The sequence below is a fragment of the Chryseobacterium sp. HMWF035 genome, from assembly GCF_003094695.1.
Taxonomy (GTDB): domain Bacteria; phylum Bacteroidota; class Bacteroidia; order Flavobacteriales; family Weeksellaceae; genus Chryseobacterium; species Chryseobacterium gambrini.
The window spans coordinates 20,158-40,643 of the sequence record NZ_QEHP01000124.1 but is presented as its reverse complement, the minus strand read 5'-3'; the positions used below and the strand labels follow the sequence as shown (position 1 = coordinate 40,643).

At 35.4% G+C, this 20,486-nt stretch carries 14 protein-coding genes; 2 read left to right on the top strand and 12 right to left on the bottom strand.

The window, feature by feature from the left end; translation table 11 throughout:
- Positions 1-623 precede the first annotated feature (623 nt).
- The 9 genes from DD829_RS19160 to DD829_RS19120 all read right to left on the bottom strand — a co-directional run bounded on the left by DD829_RS19160 (position 624) and on the right by DD829_RS19120 (position 13,163).
- Entirely contained in the window at positions 624-2,042 is a 1,419-nt protein-coding gene (locus tag DD829_RS19160) for an MFS transporter (RefSeq protein WP_116548063.1), read from the bottom strand.
- Complete coding sequence (locus tag DD829_RS19155; protein ID WP_087710883.1) at positions 2,042-2,554, bottom strand: nuclear transport factor 2 family protein; 513 nt, start codon at positions 2,552-2,554, stop codon at positions 2,042-2,044. The genes DD829_RS19160 and DD829_RS19155 overlap by 1 nt, the downstream gene beginning before the upstream one ends.
- 99 nt (positions 2,555-2,653) lie before the next feature.
- Positions 2,654-4,507 carry a glycoside hydrolase family 13 protein gene (locus DD829_RS19150; protein ID WP_108410647.1) on the bottom strand — a complete coding sequence of 618 codons (1,854 nt, stop codon included), beginning with the start codon at positions 4,505-4,507 and terminating at the stop codon, positions 2,654-2,656.
- A gap of 33 nt (positions 4,508-4,540) precedes the next feature.
- Positions 4,541-4,900 carry a hypothetical protein gene (locus tag DD829_RS19145; RefSeq protein WP_116548062.1) on the bottom strand — a complete coding sequence of 120 codons (360 nt, stop codon included), beginning with the start codon at positions 4,898-4,900 and terminating at the stop codon, positions 4,541-4,543.
- Entirely contained in the window at positions 4,897-5,376 is a 480-nt protein-coding gene (locus DD829_RS19140; RefSeq protein ID WP_076393441.1) for a DoxX family protein, read from the bottom strand. The genes DD829_RS19145 and DD829_RS19140 overlap by 4 nt, the downstream gene beginning before the upstream one ends.
- Positions 5,377-5,432: 56 nt before the next feature.
- Positions 5,433-7,592: a glycoside hydrolase family 97 protein gene (locus DD829_RS19135; protein WP_108409675.1), complete on the bottom strand. Its 2,160-nt coding sequence runs from the start codon at positions 7,590-7,592 to the stop codon at positions 5,433-5,435.
- 78 nt (positions 7,593-7,670) lie between these two features.
- Positions 7,671-8,789, bottom strand: a complete 1,119-nt coding sequence (locus tag DD829_RS19130; protein ID WP_108409674.1) for a SusE domain-containing protein — start codon at positions 8,787-8,789, stop codon at positions 7,671-7,673.
- A gap of 19 nt (positions 8,790-8,808) precedes the next feature.
- Entirely contained in the window at positions 8,809-10,389 is a 1,581-nt protein-coding gene (locus DD829_RS19125; protein WP_108409673.1) for a RagB/SusD family nutrient uptake outer membrane protein, read from the bottom strand.
- Positions 10,390-10,394: 5 nt separating this feature from the next.
- The gene (locus tag DD829_RS19120) at positions 10,395-13,163 is read right to left on the bottom strand and encodes a SusC/RagA family TonB-linked outer membrane protein (RefSeq protein WP_116548061.1); all 2,769 of its coding nucleotides are present in this window, start codon (positions 13,161-13,163) and stop codon (positions 10,395-10,397) included.
- Between the two features lie 332 nt (positions 13,164-13,495).
- On the opposite strand from DD829_RS19120, the gene metG reads away from it, so the two are divergent.
- The gene (metG, locus tag DD829_RS19115; RefSeq protein ID WP_108411203.1) at positions 13,496-15,532 is read left to right on the top strand and encodes a methionine--tRNA ligase; all 2,037 of its coding nucleotides are present in this window, start codon (positions 13,496-13,498) and stop codon (positions 15,530-15,532) included.
- 457 nt (positions 15,533-15,989) lie between these two features.
- Here metG and DD829_RS19105 read toward each other — a convergent pair whose 3' ends face one another.
- Positions 15,990-16,694 carry a class I SAM-dependent methyltransferase gene (locus DD829_RS19105; protein WP_108411065.1) on the bottom strand — a complete coding sequence of 235 codons (705 nt, stop codon included), beginning with the start codon at positions 16,692-16,694 and terminating at the stop codon, positions 15,990-15,992.
- A 123-nt stretch (positions 16,695-16,817) separates the two neighbouring features.
- Here DD829_RS19105 and DD829_RS19100 point away from each other — a divergent pair, with 123 nt between their 5' ends.
- Positions 16,818-17,612 carry a toll/interleukin-1 receptor domain-containing protein gene (locus tag DD829_RS19100; RefSeq protein ID WP_116548059.1) on the top strand — a complete coding sequence of 265 codons (795 nt, stop codon included), beginning with the start codon at positions 16,818-16,820 and terminating at the stop codon, positions 17,610-17,612.
- Between the two features lie 69 nt (positions 17,613-17,681).
- Here the strand turns inward: DD829_RS19100 and DD829_RS19095 are convergent, their stop codons facing one another.
- A complete protein-coding gene (locus DD829_RS19095) occupies positions 17,682-19,274 on the bottom strand; it encodes an MFS transporter (RefSeq protein ID WP_108411234.1) in 1,593 nt (530 codons plus the stop codon).
- 94 nt (positions 19,275-19,368) lie between these two features.
- On the bottom strand, positions 19,369-20,475 hold the full coding sequence (locus DD829_RS19090) for an HlyD family secretion protein (protein WP_108411235.1): 1,107 nt from the start codon (positions 20,473-20,475) through the stop codon (positions 19,369-19,371).
- Positions 20,476-20,486 lie beyond the last annotated feature (11 nt).

The window sequence follows — 20,486 nt, the reverse complement described above, 5'->3', positions numbered from 1 at the left end:
TTTGAGACAGATTTACTTTTTCGTAAAAATTCTACCCTAAAATTATCAAAAATCCATAAAAACCGATCTTTTTTACGATATTCATCAAAACATAATAATTCATAACCGACTGATTGTTAAAGTTTAAAGCGGAATAAAAATACGACGTCTAAAATTTGCTAAAAATCATGTATTGGGATTGTCTTTTTAAAGTTTTTCTGGATTTTTTACCGTCATCAATAAAAAAATCTACCGGATCTGGTAGATTTAGATATTATAATATTAACCTGAATTCGGGATAAGAAGTGTTTAAATTTTGCTTATCCTTAATTTAACGTGAATGAGCTAGCTATTATTTTTGTATTTTAAGTCTGTTTAAACTTTTATTTAACCGCAAAAGTCACAAAAGATCTAATAATTTTTTTATTTAAAGTTGATCATTATAAGTGAAAAAGCTCACAATAGTTTTTAAAAATCTTTGATTTTTATTCTTTTGAGCGCTTTGATTATTCTGGAAATTCGCTTTAACATTATCTTTTGTCCCTTTTGCGGTTAATTCTGAAATTAGTTTAAACAAGTTTTTTATAATCTTTATTCCGAACTTGGGTAATTTTAGAAAATCAACTGAAGTATTTCTCTTTTTATCAGAAATGCACCTGCTGAATTTCTTTTTCAATTTCTTTTGGGGTGTCTTGTTCAGATTTAACAAAAAGAAGAGTGAGAACAGCTCCTAAAACCATACAGATTCCGCCCACTACAATATAATCTATTGCCATTTTACCGAAAATTCTGCTAACAATTGGTCCTCCAAAAACTCCGTTAATGATTTGAGGAATTACAATAAAGAAATTGAAAATTCCCATATAAACGCCCATTTTCTTTTGTGGAATTGAGTCAATAAGCATCGCATAAGGCATTGCCAGAATACTTGCCCATGCAAAACCTAATCCTACCATGGAAATCCAGAGGTAATTTATGTCTTTTATAAAGTACATTGAAATCAGCCCGAAACCTCCACTTGCCAAAGCCAGCGCATGAGTCTGTTTTTTACCGATAAATTTAGCAATCGGTGTTAATGCAAACGCAAAGAAAATGGCGTAGAAATTATAACTTCCGAACAGGCTTCCCGTTAAATCTCCGGCTTTATTAAATTCCGCTGAATGGGTATCTTCCGGGGAAAGCCCGAAATGATGCGTCGCCAAAGCACTGGTTGTAAAAACCCACATGGTAAATAATGCAAACCATGAGAAAAACTGAACAATTCCCAGTTTTTTCATCTGGGAGGGTGCATTGGCAAAATCTTTGAAAATATCCGACATTTTGGATTTTTCTTCTGCGATTTCTTTTCCACCTTCAAATGAAGCAAATTCTTCAGGAGAATATTCTTTGGTGGTAATAATTGTATATAAAATTGATATTATAAGTACGGCTGCTCCGATGTAAAAAGAATAGATAACATTATCTGCTACAAATCCTTTGGGAGCTTCGTTGGAAATTCCCAGTTTGGTAAGCCAGTTTGGTAAATCCGAACCGATCACTGCTCCAATTCCTATCAAAATTGTCTGAACAGAAAAACCAATCGTCGCCTGATGTTTTGGAAGCATATCTCCCACCAGAGCACGGAAAGGTTCCATTGCCACATTAATGGAAGCATCCATCATGGCCAGAAAAATAACCGCCATCAGTAAAACGTTTGCAGCCATCATTTGTGTTGCAGAAGCGGCATTGGGAAGCATTACCAAACCTATGGCGCATAAAACGGCTCCGATTAAAAAGTAAGGTTTTCTTCTTCCTAAAGGACTCCATGTATTGTCTCCCATATGACCGATGATGGGCTGAACGATTAATCCTGTAACGGGCGCAACGAGCCAAAACCATGATAATTCATGTACATCGGCTCCGAAATTTGCCAAAATCCGGCTTGCGTTTCCGTTTTGCAGACCAAAAGCCATCTGGATTCCCAGAAATCCCATGCTCATATTGATAATCTGAGCCATGGATAAATTCGGCTTTTTTACTTTTCCAAATTTTCCTGCATCTGCTTTTCCTACCATTTCTGCCATTATTTCTTCAGTTTTTGGATTAACATCTCTTCGATTGGTGCTTTTTCAGCGACAACTTTGTCTACAACTTCATTTGGAACGGTTACAGAGAGTACGTACTGTTTTACTTTCCAGATTCCGTTGATTTTTTCCACCACTCCTGAACCGCGGCAGATTTTCATCTGAGTATCCAACAGTTCATCAAACCAAGCCAGTTTTCCGTCTTTGCTGAAGTAGATATTTCTTTTCAGGGAAGTAAAATTCCATGTTTTCTTTTTATCGAAATAGGGTTTTGCCCAAACCATAAAGGCTTTTTTGTCCCAGACTTCTGTAGCATCTGTCCCGATAAAAACAGATTCGTCGGCAAAATAATTAAAGTAAGTGTTAAAATCTGCTTTTGCTGCCGCGACATTAAATCCGTCGAGCATGGTTCCGATTTCTGTTTTTTCTTTATCGAATTTTGACTGAGCAGAAATGGATGTAAAACTCAATACAAATAGGATGAATGTAAAGAATATTGTTGTTTTTTTCATGTATAATTTTATTTTTAAACACAAGCGACACTAATTTTTTCACGAATGACACTAATGATTTTAGTATGAATTTGTGAAAACATTTGGGTTATCCGTGTTTTAATTCAATTCAATAACCATTGATGATTTTGCAGGAATTTTAAAATTGTCCTTTACCGGAAATTCTTTGCCGGAAATGATGTCTTTACCTTTTGAAAAACCGTTCAGAGATTCTGCGAAATGCTTCACGTCTATCGTTTGTTCGGCATCATTATTATTTAAAATGACCATTACGCTTTCTTTTTCGTTGTATCTAAAATACACAAAAACATTATTCTGCGGAACAAAATTCTTTGTTTTTCCTGTATGAATGACTTCTTTGCCTTTTCTCCAGTTCAGCAACTTCTGGGTAAAATCGTAAAATTCTTTTTGTTCAGGAGTCTGTGACGAAGGATTGAAAGCATTGATCTTATCTGATTTCCAGCCGCCCGGAAAATCTCTTCTGATGTCTGCATCGCCCCCTTTGTTTTTGTCGCCGCGCATTCCCACTTCAGAGCCATAATACAACTGTGGAATTCCGCGAACTGTTGATATTAAAGTCATTGCCAGTTTATATTCTGCAGGATTTCCGTTGAAAACTTCGTTAAATCTTTCGGTATCGTGATTTTCAAAAAACACCAAAAGGTTATTGATATTCGGGTATAGGAAATCGCTTGTAAAAACATTGTATAATTTTACCATTCCGGAATCCCAACCGTCTTTTTCTTTCAAGGCTTTGGGCAGATCAGAATACAGCATAAAATCCATTACAGAAGGAAGGTTTGAATTATAGTTTGCTAATTCTGCTATTTTAGAATCTTTTTGCCATGCTGCGATATGTGCGCTGGAATACAGCCATGCTTCTCCTACAATATTAAAATTAGGATATTCATCTGTAATGGCTTTTGCCCATTTTGCCATGGCATCTTTGTCATTGTAAGGATAGGTATCTACCCGAAAACCACCCAATTCGGCATACTCGATCCACCAGATTGCATTCTGTGTTAAATATTTTAAAACCAATGGATTTTTCTGGTTGATATCGGGCATTGTCGTATCAAACCATCCGTCTAAAGCTAATTTTTCATCCACCTCAGAAGCGTTTGTATCAAACTGGGTGGTTGTTTTATAGTTGGAACGTTTAAATCCATTTTCTCCATCACTGAACCAGTGAATCCAGTCTTTTGTAGGCAGATCTTTGATCATCCAGTGCGAAACTCCCCAATGATTGGTTACATAATCCATTACGAGTTTCATTTTTCTCTGATTCAGTTTTTGGGAAAGTTCTTTATACTCTTCGTTGGTTCCGTAACGCTGATCGATCTTGTATAAATCGGTCTGTGCATATCCGTGGTAAGAATATACTTTTTCGTTGTCCTCATTAACGGGAGTAAGCCAGACTGCTGTTGCTCCAAGGTTCTGAATATAATCTAAATTGTTGATGATTCCGCGCAGATCTCCTCCGTGTCTGCCGTTAGGAAGATTTCGGTTTGCTTTTTCGGTTAAATTCGGGCTGGAGTCGTTTTTTTCGTCACCGTTCGCAAAACGATCGGGCATGATGAGATACATCACGTCTTTGGAAGAGTAGGATTCTCTGTTTGAAGAATCAGGGTTTCTTTGCTTTAATTCATAAGTGTAAGAACTTATATTTTTCTTTCCGTTTTTAATATTGATTTTAAACTTAGGAACATTAATTTCATTGGTATTAACGGTTACAAAAACATAGTTCGGATTTTCAACTTTCTGAATATCTTTGATCTGAACACCGTCTGAAAGCTCTATTTCGTTTTTAACAATATCTTTTCCATACACCAGAATCTGAAGTTCCGGATTTTTCATTCCTTTCCACCAGAATGCAGGTTCTACTTTCTGAATCTGTGAAAAAAATAAAGACGATGCACAAAGCGTTGTTATGTAAAAAAGTTTATGACGCATATTTTTTTAATATAATATGAATGATTTTAGTATTTATTTTAGTGGCTGATTAAAAACGGCTTTGTATTGGGTAACTCCAGAAGGATTAAACTCAATTCTCCGATTAGGCATATTCTGAAGTTCATATTCTCCGTTGCGGGTAAATTTTACTTCAGTAAATTTATATCCTGTAAGATAAGTGACTTTTACCTGATAAAAACCTTTATTATTAATTTTTTTAAGCTCCATATCCTGATCCCAATTCAAAGGTTTGTCATTCCCTCTGATTCCTACAGAGGTAACTCCTTCAGAATCCGGAATCTCAATTGTATAAATTACAGCCTGCTTATAGGCTTTCTGAACACAACTGAACATCAGAAAACAGGAGATTATAAGAAATACTAATTTTTTCATCGGATCATTTTTTTAGCAATTATATAATCTAACCCAAATCTTCCGGAGCCTAAAATACTATAAAATAAGCTCACCCACATCATTCCCATTGCAGGAAGCATATTCCAGACTCCCTGATTCATCTGCTGAAAAAATGCAGCGACAAACATGGTAATGAAAATAAGCACTGCAAAAGGTCTTGTTAATAATCCTAACAATAAAAAAATTCCGCCCACTGCTTCACTGAATGCTCCCATCCAAGCAAAAAACGCAGGAAACATGGCGAAAATACCACCATATTCTGCGACATCATTCGGAAACCAGAAAGCCACTTCAAAAAATTTCAAATTATTGTCTGCGGGAGACCACGGCAAACCGAATTTTGCTGCACCGAAGTCGCTCGTCAGTAAATATCCGCAAACTATTCTTGGAACAGCAAACAGCAGATCCTGCCACCAAAATGGCATCTGAATGGGGGTGAAAATTCTTTTTATCATAGGAACAGGTGTTAAAAAACCCTACAGAAAAATCTGTAAGGTTTAGTTTATTAAAATTATTTTACAGGTTTGATAGAGATGGCAAAACCTCCGCTTCGTACCATTTTAAAATTAATTTTAGATTTGCTTGTGATTTCTTTTTTGTAGATGTTATAGCTTTGAGGATTGTTGATGTAATCCGCATCTTTTCCATCTTCGTAAATCGTAGCTTCATATTTTTTTCCTTTGTCTAAGAAAGAAAAATCTACAGTGTAATCACGTTTGTTTTCATCGGTAATTCCACCTACGAACCAGTTTTCAGTTCCTTTTGCTTTTCTTGCCGTGATGATGTAATCTCCCGGCTCTGCCGATAAAATTTTTGTATCGTCCCAATCTGCTGCAACATCTTTGATAAACTGGAAGGCGTCCATATGCTTTTTGTAATTTTCAGGCAAATCTGCCGCCATCTGAAGAGGCATATACATTACCACATAAAGCGCTAACTGTTTTACTAAAGTTGTTTTTACGAAACGCTTGTCTCCGGGGAAATAGTAATCCAGTTTTGTCTGGAAAATTCCCGGGGTATAATCCATCGAACCTCCCATCCATCTTGTAAACGGAAGAATGGTCTGATGATCCGGATTGTTTCCTCCGAAAGCTTCATATTCAGTTCCACGCGCTGCTTCCGCAGAAATGTAGTTTGGATATGTTCTGCTTTCTCCTGTCGGACGAACAGATTCATGGGAGTTTACCATAATTTTATATTCATTTGCCTTTTCAGCAATTCTGTAGAAATGATTGATTGTCCACTGAGAATAATGATGTTCTCCTCTTGGGATCATGTCTCCTACGTACCCTGTTTTCACGGCATCATAACCGTACTTATTCATTAACTGATATGCTTTGTCTGCCCATCTTTCATAGTTCGTTGCAGAACCTGAAGTTTCGTGGTGCATGATCAGTTTGATGCCTTTGGAATGTGCGTAATCGTTTAACATCTTGATGTCGAAATCAGGATAAGGAGTAATGAAATCGAAAACAAATTCTTTTGAATGACCGAACCAGTCTTCCCAACCAACATTCCAGCCTTCAATTAAAAGTCCCTGAAAACCGTTTTCTGCTGCGAAATCTATATATTCTTTCACTTTTGTATTGTTGGCTCCATGTTTTCCGTTTGGTGTCAGTTTAGAAAAATCTGTTACACCAAGACGTACATTCGATTCCGGCTGTCCGTAAGCCCATTGAGATTTTCCGATGATCATTTCCCACCATACTCCCATGTATTTTGTTGGGTGGATGTAAGAAGTATCGGTATATTTTGTTGGCTCGTTAAGGTTAAATAGCATTTTAGAATCCATCACCTCTTCTGCTTTCGGAGCAACGATAATGGTTCTCCAGGGAGTTACAGAAGGAGTCTGAATGTAACCTTTCGCACCCTGTCTGTCTGCTGTAAGATGTGTTTTTAATTTAAAATTCTGTGCATCAACTTCTAAGTGAGAAGCCGGATAATCTAAAACGGCAGCTTCAGCAACATTGATGTATAATGGCTCTTTTCCTTCCTGCTTCAACATTACCGGCGACTGAACGGCATTTTTAATTAAAGTCTGCGAAGCGTTTGCATCTGCAGCTTTTGGCCATCTTGCAGGAATTTCAGAAAGTTTTGTTTCCTGATACTGGTATTCCTGAGAGTCATAATCTGCAACAATCCACCAGGATTTCATATCTGTAGGGAAATCAATTTCAGAATCTTCTTCTCTGATTACGAAATAGTTGAGATTTTTCTGCTGAGGAAATTCGTATCTGAAACCTAAACCGTCATTAAACAGTCTGAACTTCACCACAATATTTCTGTCTGTGGAAGTCTGATTAAGCGTCACCGCCAATTCATTGTAATGATTGATATAGTTTTTCTTTTCTCCTAAAACCGGCTGCCACGTTTCGTTTTTAGCATCACGCTTTTCGTCTACTTTGGTAAAACCGTTGTTGAGATCGAATTTTACATCTTCCGGTTTTGCAATTTCTGAGGCAAATTTTATTGAAGTATCTTTAAATAATCTGAGTCCCAATTTGGAATCTTCGACGATCGTTTTCCCGTTATATTTAAGATTGTAATAAGGCACGCCCTGTTTCAACTGGAAATCCATTTCGAACTTTCCATCCGGCGATTTTAAAGATTGTGCATTAACACCCGCAAACATCATAGAGAGCATGATTGCTCCTGCTGTAATTTTCTTCATAATGACTATTTATAGACTTTAAAAATAAAGAAAGTGTTGCCGAAAAGCAACACTTTGCTGTTTTTAATTTATTAAATATTACAGTTTAGTAACCGTTAATTTATAATATGCTGAATTATGTAAATCTAACTCAATTTTATAGTTTCCTGCCTCTGAAACTTTATATCCAGGATCTCCTGTTACTGTTCCTTCAGCGCTCATGTAAGATTGTACTCCAGTTCCTGATGTTAAAGTTTGATCGCCATTTGCTGGTTGAAATTTCATTGCCCAGTCATCATTTGCTCTGAATTTGAAGACTCCTGAACTCGTTAAGGCAATAGAATTAATTACATAAGTTTTTGTTGACGGATTGTACACAAAATCGGTATCAGAAGACCATCCTGTCGGTGTAGCATCTCCTATAACTCCGAAGTTTGCAATAACTGAAGAATAAGTATTTGATGCCCAATCTACTTTAATATAGTAGGTTCCTGCAGCAGGTGCTTTAATATTATCTCCATCCAATTTTAGTTTTCCATTAAGTGTACCATCATCACCCTTATTTCCTGGCCAATCCTGATTAATAGCAAATTTATATTTTCCATCTTCTGTACCTGTTACAGTATTAATCCATATAAAACCTCTGTATTTATCATTTTTTTCAGGTGAAAATAAGTTAGGTGAACTTCCAGGTGTCCAATTTGCATAACCTGCTGCTCCGGCATAGCTACCTGGTACGTTGATTTTTGGATATGTAATATCCGGATTTGGAGTATACGGAGTAATTTGAAGTTCAATTACGTTTGAATAAAAAGATGCTGATCCTGCTGCAGTTTTCAGTCTTATCTGAATATTGTTGGTAACACCAGGTGTAGCTCCTAAATTAAACATAATAGTATTTAATCCGCCATGATTAATATTTGCGGATATAGCATCGCTTGCAACATCAGAAGTAACACTGTTTTTAAAGTTTTGTCCTTTTATTCCAAATTCAATTTGTTGACTAGTAACAGTTGCCACATTAAACTTAGTTTTTTGCCAGTTAAGACTTATTGCAGTATTAGTCGATATGATTTCGCTTAAAACAATTGCTGTTTTGTCTGAAGAAAGTTTACTTTGGTTTACTTCGTTCAGTATTGCCTGATCTTCATCCTTTTCACAAGAAATAATCCAAAGACCTATAAAAGCTACTGCTAATATTTTAAATAAATGTTTCATTTTAAAAAAGTGTTTTTTGTTAATATCCAGGATTCTGAATTAAATTTGGATTCGCAATAATATCTTTAGCCGGAATAGGATAAAGATTTCTAAAATCTTCTACCGCTTTACCATCTTTTACCCCACCTTTCCAAGGCCATAAATATGAAGCTGTTGTAAATTTACCGTATCTGATTAAATCTGTTCTTCTGGTCATTTCCCAACCTAGCTCTCTGCCTCTCTCATCTAAAATATAATCTGTATTGATTGATGAAACTGTAGGTGCACCGGCTCTTGTTCTTAATGCATTTACATATCCTAGTGCTGTAGTTATATTTCCTCCACTTCCACCTCTTAAAGTAGCTTCAGCATACATTAAATAAATATCAGCAAGCCTGAATATAGGAATATCTGTATCACAGAAATTTCCTGATGCGTCAGACCCAGCTACCCCCCCACTTGTTAAATTTTTAAATTTAATAAAGCCATAACCGTCAGTGAAAACTCCCAAGTCATTTATTTCTAAACTTTGTCCGTTTGTATAAAAATTACCTCTTTGATCAGCCGGCGTTCCTGAAAATAAGTTTACATAAGCCTTAGTCGTTCTTAGACCTCCCCAGCCTCCGCTAATTCCGAAGTTTGAAGCTGGCATACTTCCACCCACGCCAGCATGGATAAGATATGTTGTCCCTCCAGATGTACGAATGTGAATTCCATCAAATGCGACTGGTAAGATAACTTCTGGATTATTTTTATCATTATCAGCTAAAAATAAATCTCCATATTTTGTTTTTAAAGAATATCCCGCTGCAATTACTTTATTACAATATGTGATACAATCTGTATAGTGATTAGATCCGTTATAAATTCCAGAATTTAAATATAATCTTGCCAATAATGACCATGCCGCCGCCTTATCTGCTCTAGCATATACATTAGTTTTGGGATCTTTCAACTCTCCAGCTACTGCAAGCAACTCACTTTCAACAAAATTAAAAAGTTCTGCACGTGTAATTCTTTTTGGAGGGGTTACAGATCCTGGTAAATAACTTTCATCTACAAAAGGTACATTTCCAAAAAGGTCTAAAGCATAATAATAAGATAGTGCTCGAAGATATCTTACCTCTGCTCTCATATACTTTGCTTCAGTTAAATTACTTCCTGTAATATTATTTGCTGCCAACTTTTCATCAGTTACATTTCTTAAGAATTCATTACTAGTTGCTATTTGTGTAAAAATTCTATAATAAGCACCTTCAATAAATTCACTAGAAGAATCCCATGTCATTTTATGAATTGTTTGTAATGTTCCATCATTCCAAGCAATAACCGCTTCATCAGTAGGCAAAGTCTGTAAAGTATAAAGAACTCTCGTATATTGTGAAAAATTTCCATCGATACCATTAATATCAGAATTTCCACCATTCGAGGATTGTCCTCCGTTGGCAAAACCACCATAAATTTTAGCTAAAGCCATCGGATAGTTTGTAAAATCAGTAAAAACACTGGCGGAAGTAACATCTGTAATTGGAATCTGTTCTAAATCATTCACACATGATGTTGCAGTAAAAATACTTAATAAAGCTGCAACTGCTATTATATTTGTTTTAAATTGTCTCATTTTAATTAAAATTGAAAGTTAAATCCTAATGAATACACCTTTGGCATCTGATAATATCCATTATCAATATTCCCGAAAACTTCAGGATCTATTCCAGAGTATTTAGTAATAACAAAAACGTTTTGAAGCATTGCATATACTCTAATGTTACTTCCTTTATAAAAAACATCTTTAAAATTATAACCAGCATTTACATTATCCAGCCTGAGGAAAGATGCATTCTCTACAAATATATCTGAATTATACTGAGGGCTGGTGAATCTGTAATTAGCAGCACTAGAATACACATTCTGTAAATAATTATTGGTAGTTAAAGACTGAATTGAACTATTTGAAGCGGCATTATTATATACATAATTTCCTAAAACAGCTCTTGCACTAAGTCCGATATCCCAATTGTTATGAGTAAATTTTGTATTGAATCCCAAAATAGCATCTGGTTGCGTGGATTTATAATAATATCTGTCATTCACATCAATTTTTCCATCTCCGTTTCTATCAACATATACTCCATCTAAAGGTTTACCGTTAGAATCATAAACCTGCTGGAAAACATAAAAAGCATTAGGTTGATATCCTACTGTATGTGCCTGAACCGTATTGTTAACGCCACCATCAATTCCTCCTACTAAAATTCTGTAAGTAGAATCTGCTCCATTAATCAATTTAGTAATTTTTGATTTGTAGTGTGTAGCATTGAATGACACTTCCCAAGTTGTATTCTCTTTTTTAATAGGAATAATCGTAATTGAACCCTCAATACCTTTTGTCTGCATATTGCCTACATTTAAAAGATTATGATTGCTTAAATCTCCCGCAGCAATCGGAGAATCTACAATAAGATCTTTAGTATCTTTCTGATAGATATCGATTGATCCTGTAACTCTGTTTTTAAGGAATCCAAAATCGATACCCGCATTTTTTGTAGTAGTTGTTTCCCAACTTAAATTTGGATTATAAATTTCAGGTCGCATCATGAAAAAAAACTGATCTCCAAATTGATATTGTGCTCCATCAAAACTCATATTATAAGCTGCATATGCCGGATAATTTCTAGGCTTGTTTGTATCCAGAGTAGGAAGTTCTTGCTGCCCTGTAACTCCCCAACCCGCTCTTAATTTTAAAGCATCAATACCTTTATCCTTTAAGAAGTTTTCTTCATTGATTTTCCAAGCAACCGAAACTCCTGGAAAATTACCCCATAGATTACTCTTTGTTCCATTATAGAATCTTGATGATCCATCTCTTCTGATGGATGCAGAAATAATATATTTATTAGCTATTGTAAATATTCCTCTACCATAAAAAGACAATAAAACATTTTTGGTCTCAAAATTTGAAGTAGAAGTATTTTGACCAGTTCCTTTAAACGTTATAGATCCCGGAATACTAGTATAAAAATCTTGATAAGAATATCCTGCAGTTAAATCAATTGTCGTAGAGATAGAATTAATTGTTTTTAGATAGCTAAAATAAGTTTCTAACAATTTATTCTTTTTTTCCATTGAATAATTATTGTATGTTCCCAAATCTGCAATTCCTGCTCTGTAAATAGGACTTACTGTTTTTGCGCCATCACTTTTAGAATAATCATAACCAGCATTTACATTAAAATGTAAATCAGGTAAAAAATGTAATTTATAGTCTAATTGAATATTACCTAAACCTCTCCAAGCGGATGATACATCATGTATTCCATCTATAAGACCTAAAGGATTCGAAGTACCATTAACGTTTAACCCTGTGTTTGTATTATTTGGATCGGTCCACTCATAATAGCCACCATATTTTGGATTACCTGAATAAACTGGCTGAGTAGGATCAAAATAGGTAGCTGCTTTAATAACTCCAGAATCTACAAATCTATTATCTGTAAAAGTTCCTTTTGCATTAATATTAACAGATAGATGATTGTCTAAAAATTTTGGATTCAAATTTAATCCCACAGACGTTCTTTTAAAAGAATTGGTTTTAACAATACCATTCTGATCATTATAACCTATAGATAAACGATAAGGCAGCCATTTCACACCTCCTGAAAAAGCTAAATTATTATCAGTTCCCCATGCATTCTGATAAATTAAATCCTGCCAATTTGTATTGGCAGATCCAAGACGAGATGCATTTACAGCAACTGCAGGATTTGTTTTTGCAATCTCATTTACAAAGGATCTATATTCATCAGCATTAAGAACATCCACATTACCCATCTTCGTAGAAACAGATGTCATAGTAGAAAAATTAACTTTAAATTTACCCGCTGTCCCTTTTTTTGTTGTAATTAAAATAACACCATTAGAAGCTCTATTTCCATAAATAGCTGTTGCAGAAGCATCTTTAAGAATATCAAACGTTTCAATATCATTAGGATTAATTAATGATAAAGGGTCTGAAATTCCATTGATTCCAACGAAATCCTGCGGAACTCCATCAATCACAATCAAAGGTGAGTTTTCCCCATTCAATGAAGATGTTCCTCTAATTCTAATTTTAGTTCCCGATCCTGGAGCTCCACTGCTATTAGTAATCTGAACACCTGGTGTTTTTCCTTGAATCAATTGTCCGGCAGAAAGTGCACCACCATTAAAATCTTTCGCTGTTACTGAAGTTATAGACCCCGTAAGATCCGTTTTCTTCTGTTTACCATACCCAATCAAAACAACCTCTTCTATTTTTTTCTCTTTCGTAGCAGAGTCTTTTGTTTGCGCATGAATCATTGTACTTGCCAATAAAAATGCAGGCGCAATTTTTAATACCGTTGTAAAGTTTTTCACAATATTTCTTTTATATAGTTTCGTTCTTGTTAAATAAGCATTCCTGCTTGCGTTGCAATTTATAAAAAAATTATAATTATGATAAATTTATTTAAAATTAACATAAATTTATGTATATTAAACGATCCATTTAAGTTAAATATTTATTTTTCAAATTATTACATTAAAATATGCAATACATAATACTGGTTTAAAATTAACAAAAAGTTAAACATTCGTTTAACTAAATGTAATATTTGACATCTTCAAATTACCCGTAAAGCTTCAAAATACAGACAATATCCGATTTTCATGGATAATGCTTATCTTTGCACCCTAAAACTTTACTATAAATGTCAAACAGAAAGATGATTACGGCGGCATTGCCATATGCAAACGGACCGGTTCATATAGGGCATTTGGCAGGTGTTTATATTCCTGCGGATGTATATGCGAGATTTCAGAGAAGATTGGGGAAAGATGTAGCGTTTATCTGCGGAAGCGATGAACACGGAATTCCCATTACCATAAGAGCTAAAAAAGAAGGGGTTACGCCACAGGATATTGTAGATAAATATCATGAGATTATCAAAAAATCTTTCTCAGATTTGGGGATTTCTTTTGATGAATACTCCAGAACAACTTCTAAAAATCATTACGAAACCAGTCAGGATTTCTTTAAGGTTCTTTATGAAAAAGGAAAGTTTACGGAAGAGATGTCTGAGCAGTATTTTGACAAACAGGCAGGAGAATTCTTGGCAGACCGATATATTGTAGGAACCTGCCCGAACTGCGGCAATGAGAACGCTTATGGAGACCAGTGTGAAAAATGCGGTACTACCCTTTCACCTTCGGAATTGATTAATCCGAAATCCATGTTAAGCGGAAATGTTCCTATTTTGAAAGACACAAAAAACTGGTACTTACCATTAAATGAATACGAAGATTTCCTGAATGAATGGATCATTGAAGGTCACAAGGATGACTGGAAACCCAACGTTTACGGACAGGTAAAATCATGGTTAAATGATGGGTTAAAACCTCGCGCCATGACTCGAGACCTGAATTGGGGTGTTCCGGTTCCTCTTCCGAATGCGGAAGGAAAGGTGCTGTACGTTTGGTTCGATGCGCCAATCGGATATATCTCTTTCACGAAAGAATGGGCGGAGAAAAACGGAAAAAACTGGAAAGATTACTGGCAAAGCGAGGAAAGTGATCTGGTTCACTTTATTGGAAAGGATAATATTGTATTCCACTGTATTATTTTCCCGGCTATGATGAAGGCTCACGGAGATTATATCATGCCTAAAAATGTTCCTGCTTTTGAATTCCTTAATCTTGAGAACGATAAAATTTCCACCTCAAGAAACTGGGCGGTTTGGGCGCACGAATATGTAGAAGATTTCCCGGGACAGCAGGATGTATTAAGATATGCCTTGCTTTCATCCGCTCCTGAAACAAAAGATAATAATTTTACGTGGAAGGATTTTCAGACGAAAAATAATTCTGAATTGGTTGGAATTTTCGGAAATTTCATCAACAGAGTTGCTGTGTTAATTCATAAATATTATGATGGGGTTGTTCCTCAAGGTGATGTAAACACTCCTGAGCTAAAAGAAATTAACAAATCAGCAAAAGAAATTTCAGGATTTTTAGAAAACTATGAATTCAGAAATTCTTTAACAGCTTTAATGAATTTGGCACGTTTCGGAAACCAGTATCTTCAGGCAGAAGAGCCATGGAAAACAATAAAAGATAACCCTGAAAAAGCGGCACATTCTTTATTTGTAGGAGCTCAGATTGCAGTTGCTTTAGCGCAGTTGTGTGAACCGTTTATGCCTTTCAGCTCTGAGAAATTGTTGAATATGTTTAATGTTCAAAAATCTGATTGGAATACTATTGAAACTAAATCTGTTTTAATTGAAACAGGTCATAAAATCAACGAAGCATCTCTTCTTTTCTCAAAAATTGAAGATAATGTTATCGAAGCTCAAATCCAGAAATTGGAAGACACCAAGCAAAACAATAAAAAAACAAATCCTAACGCAAAACCTATGAAAGAAGAAATCACTTTTGATGATTTTATGAAAATCGACTTAAGAACAGCTACTATTTTAGAAGCTGAAAAAGTTGAGAAAGCAGATAAATTACTGAAACTAACTGTTGATACAGGAGTGGACGTAAGAACTGTAGTTTCCGGGATTGCAGAGAGCTTCACGCCGGAAGAAGTTGTTGGAAAGCAGGTTATGATTTTATTGAATCTTGCCCCAAGAAAAATCAGAGGAATTGAATCTCAGGGAATGTTGCTTTTAACCACAAAACCGGACGGAAAATTATCTTTCGTAACGCCGGATGACAGCAATGTTGAAAACGGTATTGAGATCGGATAATCTTAATATTTAAAATATAGAAACCACATGAATTTCATGTGGTTTTTTGTTTTCACTGTCATTGCGGGGAGCTTAAGCGACGAAGCAATCTTAAACTTAAAAAATAACATTCAGACTTAACATTTCTTAAAGCCTTAACAGAATCTTAATGGTTAAAATTTAAAACATTAAGATTGATTTATGTTATTAAGATTGAAGTTGTTTAAACTAATTTCAAAATTAACCGCAAAAGGGACAAAAGATAATGTTAAAGCGAATTTCCAGAATAATCAAAGCGCTCAAAAGAATAAAAATCAAAGATTTTTAAAAACTATTATGCTCTTTTTTCATTTAAGTATTAAACTTAAGAAACTAAAGTGTTTAAATCTTTTGCTTCTTTTGTGGTAAAAAAATTTAAATGAGTTTATTAATAAAAAGATTGCTTCGTCGCTTTGCTCATCGCAATGAGAAAAACTAATTATTTCTTAGTCAACCTCGCCAGATAAGAATCCTCTTCCTGCAACACTTTTTCTATTTTAAAACCATTATTCTCTGCTGCATTTTTTAAGGTATTGAAATCCAGATACAGCCATTTTATAGGATCTTCAGATTCTCCTTTATAATGAACAACATAATCCAGTTCGCCGTAATATCCTTCCGCAGGAATGTAAACACCGCCGTCCTCATCTTCATCAAACATATACAGAATATCTGTACTGTCGATTAAAATCTGACCGTTCGGATTCAAAAGCGAGTGAAGTTTTTTCAGATAAATATCAATCACATGAAGACTTTGGAAAATGCCTGTGCCGTTCATCAGTAAAAGAATCGTATCAAAAGTTTCTCCGGAAAAATGAAGCATATTTTCAGCAACTGCTTTCTTTATTCCTCTTAACTGGCAGACTTCAATGGATTTCGGAGAAATATCCAATGCGGTAACATCCAGATTTTTTTCATTCTGAAGATACAAAGCATGTGAACCTGCTCCTGCTCCAATGTCTAACGTTTTTCCTTTTGCAAGTTGCAGAGCTTTTTGCTCGATTGTATTCATTCCGTCAAAATCGCGGAACAGATATTTTACAGGAAGTTCATCCAGTTCGGAAATAGAAGTTTCGGTTTGCAGATCTTCAGGATTTTCGTTGTGATAAAAATCCCAAATGGCTTTCCCCATTAAATCTTTCATAGTTTTATATATGCTGCAAAGTTAATATTTTAATCTTCATTAAAATATTGCAAATTTAATGTATCTATTATTGAGAAAAAATCTTACTATATTTGAACCCTAACTATAATCATAAATTTAAACATGAATAAAATCTTTATAAGCCATTCAAGCTTCGATTCCAAATATGTAGAAAAAATTATTGATCTTTTAGAAACAATTGGACTTCCAAGCGAAAAGATTTTCTGTTCATCTTTTGAAGGATATGGAGTTAAACTAGGTACAGACTTTTTATCCTACTTAAAAAATGAGCTAAATAATGAAATACTAGTCATTTTTATACTTTCCAACAATTTTTACTCAAGTACAATCTGTTTATGTGAAATGGGAGCAACTTGGGTTAAAACAAATATGCATATTCCAATATTAATACCTCCTTTTGAATATAGTGATGTAAAAGGGGTAATACCAACTATTCACGGAATGAAAATCGATGAAAAAGAAAGATATAATTCGCTTAAAGATATAATTGAAAAAGAATTTGGAATCTCTCCAATTAATCAATCAATTTGGGAAAGAAAAAGAGATAATCATTTAAAACAAATAAAAGAATTGATAGAATCATCACATGTCTCGAGTAATCCCTTATCAGGTCAGAACATAAATGCTAATGATGATTATTATATAAATTCAAATGAAATCATAAAAAGACAGAGTAAAATTGAATGGCCAAATGATTATGAGATGCAGCTCCATTATATAAATAAGCAAAAAGAAGCGGTGCAAAATCTAAAAGAACATAATCCTTTAGATATTGATAAAAACGAATTCAAAGTTATACGTGAAAAGGCAAGAATTGAGTGGAAAAATGATTATGAAATGCAACTAGATTTCGAACAAAGACAAGTTGAAAGCTTAAGAAGAATTAAAGAGTTATAATAATCATGTCAAAGCCCCACTTTACAATTAAAATGGAGCTTTGACTCAGTAAATGAAAAACAAGGTTCTTTACATCGCAGGACCTGCTGCGTCTTTTATTTCTTCGGATAATCTTTTTCTTTCCAAAAGTCTTCTTCTGGCAATTACAGATTTTCCGCTTAACACTTTTATAAATCTTGTGGATACAAAACGTTCTCTTCCAAAATGATGCGTAAGAATATATCCTAAAATTCCGAAACCGGCAATAACGATATATCCGAAAATCTTTTTATTGGCAGCAATAATGGCATTGAGCTGAATACCTTTCAGATTGGCAGCTACACTTTGTGAACTCACCGTTAATCCATCCATATAAACCGCCAGATTTCCTAAACTTTCCACCTGAAAACGGTACTGAAACCATGAAAATACCGCCGAAAAGAAGCCGATCGTAAGAAAAGTTCTCCAGACCAAAGCCAATCCGATAGCAGCCATCATATCGTCAAGCTCCAGTTTATCCAGCGTGTAATACCAAACGGAAATAAAAAGTACCGTCATCCCAAAACCTTTCAGGAATAAAGGAAGATACCAGTTGTCATAATTAAACTCCAAAACCATCGAGAAATACATAATAACTGAATATCCCAGCATCGCTGCAAATCCGGAAAAAATATACATTTTCACAGGTTTGTCTCTTTTAAACCAGATAATCGCCACAATTCCGGCAACTACAATTCCGGGAATCATCAGAAGATTAAGTTTCGCATTGGTTAATTGGTCGTATCCCAAAACTCCGACGGCAAAAATATTCTGTAACGTTGCCGTTGCCATAAACATTCCCAGACAAAGAAGCATAAACAAACCGTGAAGAACATTGCTTTTTGAAAAAACCTTGAATGATAAATAAGGTCTTTTCAGATGCGTCTGTCTGGTCACCAAAAGCGCAAAACTTACAAAAGCGCCAATCCCTGCATTGATGATATTTTTAGAATTCAGCCAGTCCTGCTGTTTTCCGAAAGCAAAAACATACGCCGAAAACATAAACGTTGCCACAAAAAGCACAATACTCAGCCAGTCAATATAATGAAGCGGAACTTTCAGCGCAAAATACTGATGGTGCATAAAAATCCACTGCAAAATGGCAAGTCCGAAACACAAAATCGAAATCAAAACGAAAAACTGCTGCCAGTTATACAAAACCGAAACTTCTACGGCGTAATACCCCGCAATCTGGTTCATAATCAGGATAAAAGAATAAAAAACACCGTAAAAAACACCACGGTTCCCGATCATTGCCATAACAGGTAAAAATAATTCGATCGCAACAATCATTTTAAAGAAACCGATCAGAAGAGAACTTCCGATGATTACAGAAGGCTGAAGTGTGGTTGCATTGATGTAATTTAAAATTCCCAAAAGAACCAGAACAACTGTAATTTTATCCCTGATCTTAAACCGCATTTTTAGTCTCAGAACAATCGGCATTGCCGCTCCCATTCCGATCGTGGAAGCATAATTCGCAAAAATATAATTTTCCGAAAGCGCACCGGTTCCGCCCACCATATAACTGATGTTTCCTGTGTAAACACCGCCCAAAGGCATCACGATCGCCAGTAAAAGCACGATCAGTAAAAGCTGGACAGGTTTCGGTACCCAATCCCGGTATAATCCTTTGTTGTACATATTTTAAAATTTGATTTGAAGGCTGAAAGTCTGAAGATGTATGATTTACAAACACATTAACCACCGGTTTTCATCACCCCTCTTCGCATCCTTCTTATTTTTTAATCACAATATTCATATTCATTCCTGCACTCAGCTTTTCGATGTCTTCTTTTTTATTGGAAGACGTAAACTCAATTCTTACAGGAATTCTCTGCTGAACTTTAATGAAATTTCCGGTAGAATTATCCGTCGGAATATTAGAATATCTTGAACCTGTAGCCGCAGAAATCGCTGTAACCACTCCTTCAAATTGTTTTCCGCCCAATGCATCGGCTGTCATCATCATTTTTTCTCCTGTTTTTACATTCGGCATCTGACTTTCCAGAAAATTGGCAGTCACCCACTTCTCACCGTTCAAAACAATCGTTGCCACCTGTTGTCCCGGCTGAATCAACTGTCCTTCAGAAATCGTTCTTCTCCCCATCACTCCGTCATAAGGTGCAGTAATTACCGTGTACGAAAGATTAATTTTCGCCATATCTAATGCGGATTTTGTTCGTTTAATTTCCGCATCAATGATCCCGAATTTGCTTTTCACTTCCACAGTTGAAAGATTCGCCGACTGTTTCTGGTTGATTAAAGTCTGATACGCCGCTTTTTGTGCATCATACTCCGTTTTTACCTGATCGTACTGCTGTCTCGTCACCGCTTCGGAAGCCAGAAGGTTTTTGTAACGGTTTAAATTCTGCTCAGCATTCCAGAGTCTTGCTTTTGCTCCGGCAATATTAGATTCCATTACATTCACGTTATTAGAAACCGTATTCACCGATGAACTTGTTGCCGCTCTTTGCGCCAAAGCATTCTGATACGCTGCTTCCGCCTGTCCGATCTGGGTTAAAATTTCGCGGTCATCCAGTACAACAAGCGTATCGCCTTTTTTAACCTTTTGATGCTCAATGAATTTTATTTCTTTAATGTAAGCTGAAACTCTTGTATTAATAGGGTTGATAAATTCCTCAACCTGAGCCGCTTCCGTATAGGTTTTATCACCGATGTGAAAATATTGCGCAATCAGCCAGTACAATCCAAAACCAATCACGGCAAAAACCACGATATTGGAAATGACAGCTTTGATTCTGTTTTTCTTCCGTTCTTTCTTATTGGCTGCTGCTCCTGAATTGGCAGAAGCCTGAGTTGTATTTTGTTCCTTGTTTTCCATTTTGTTTTTCA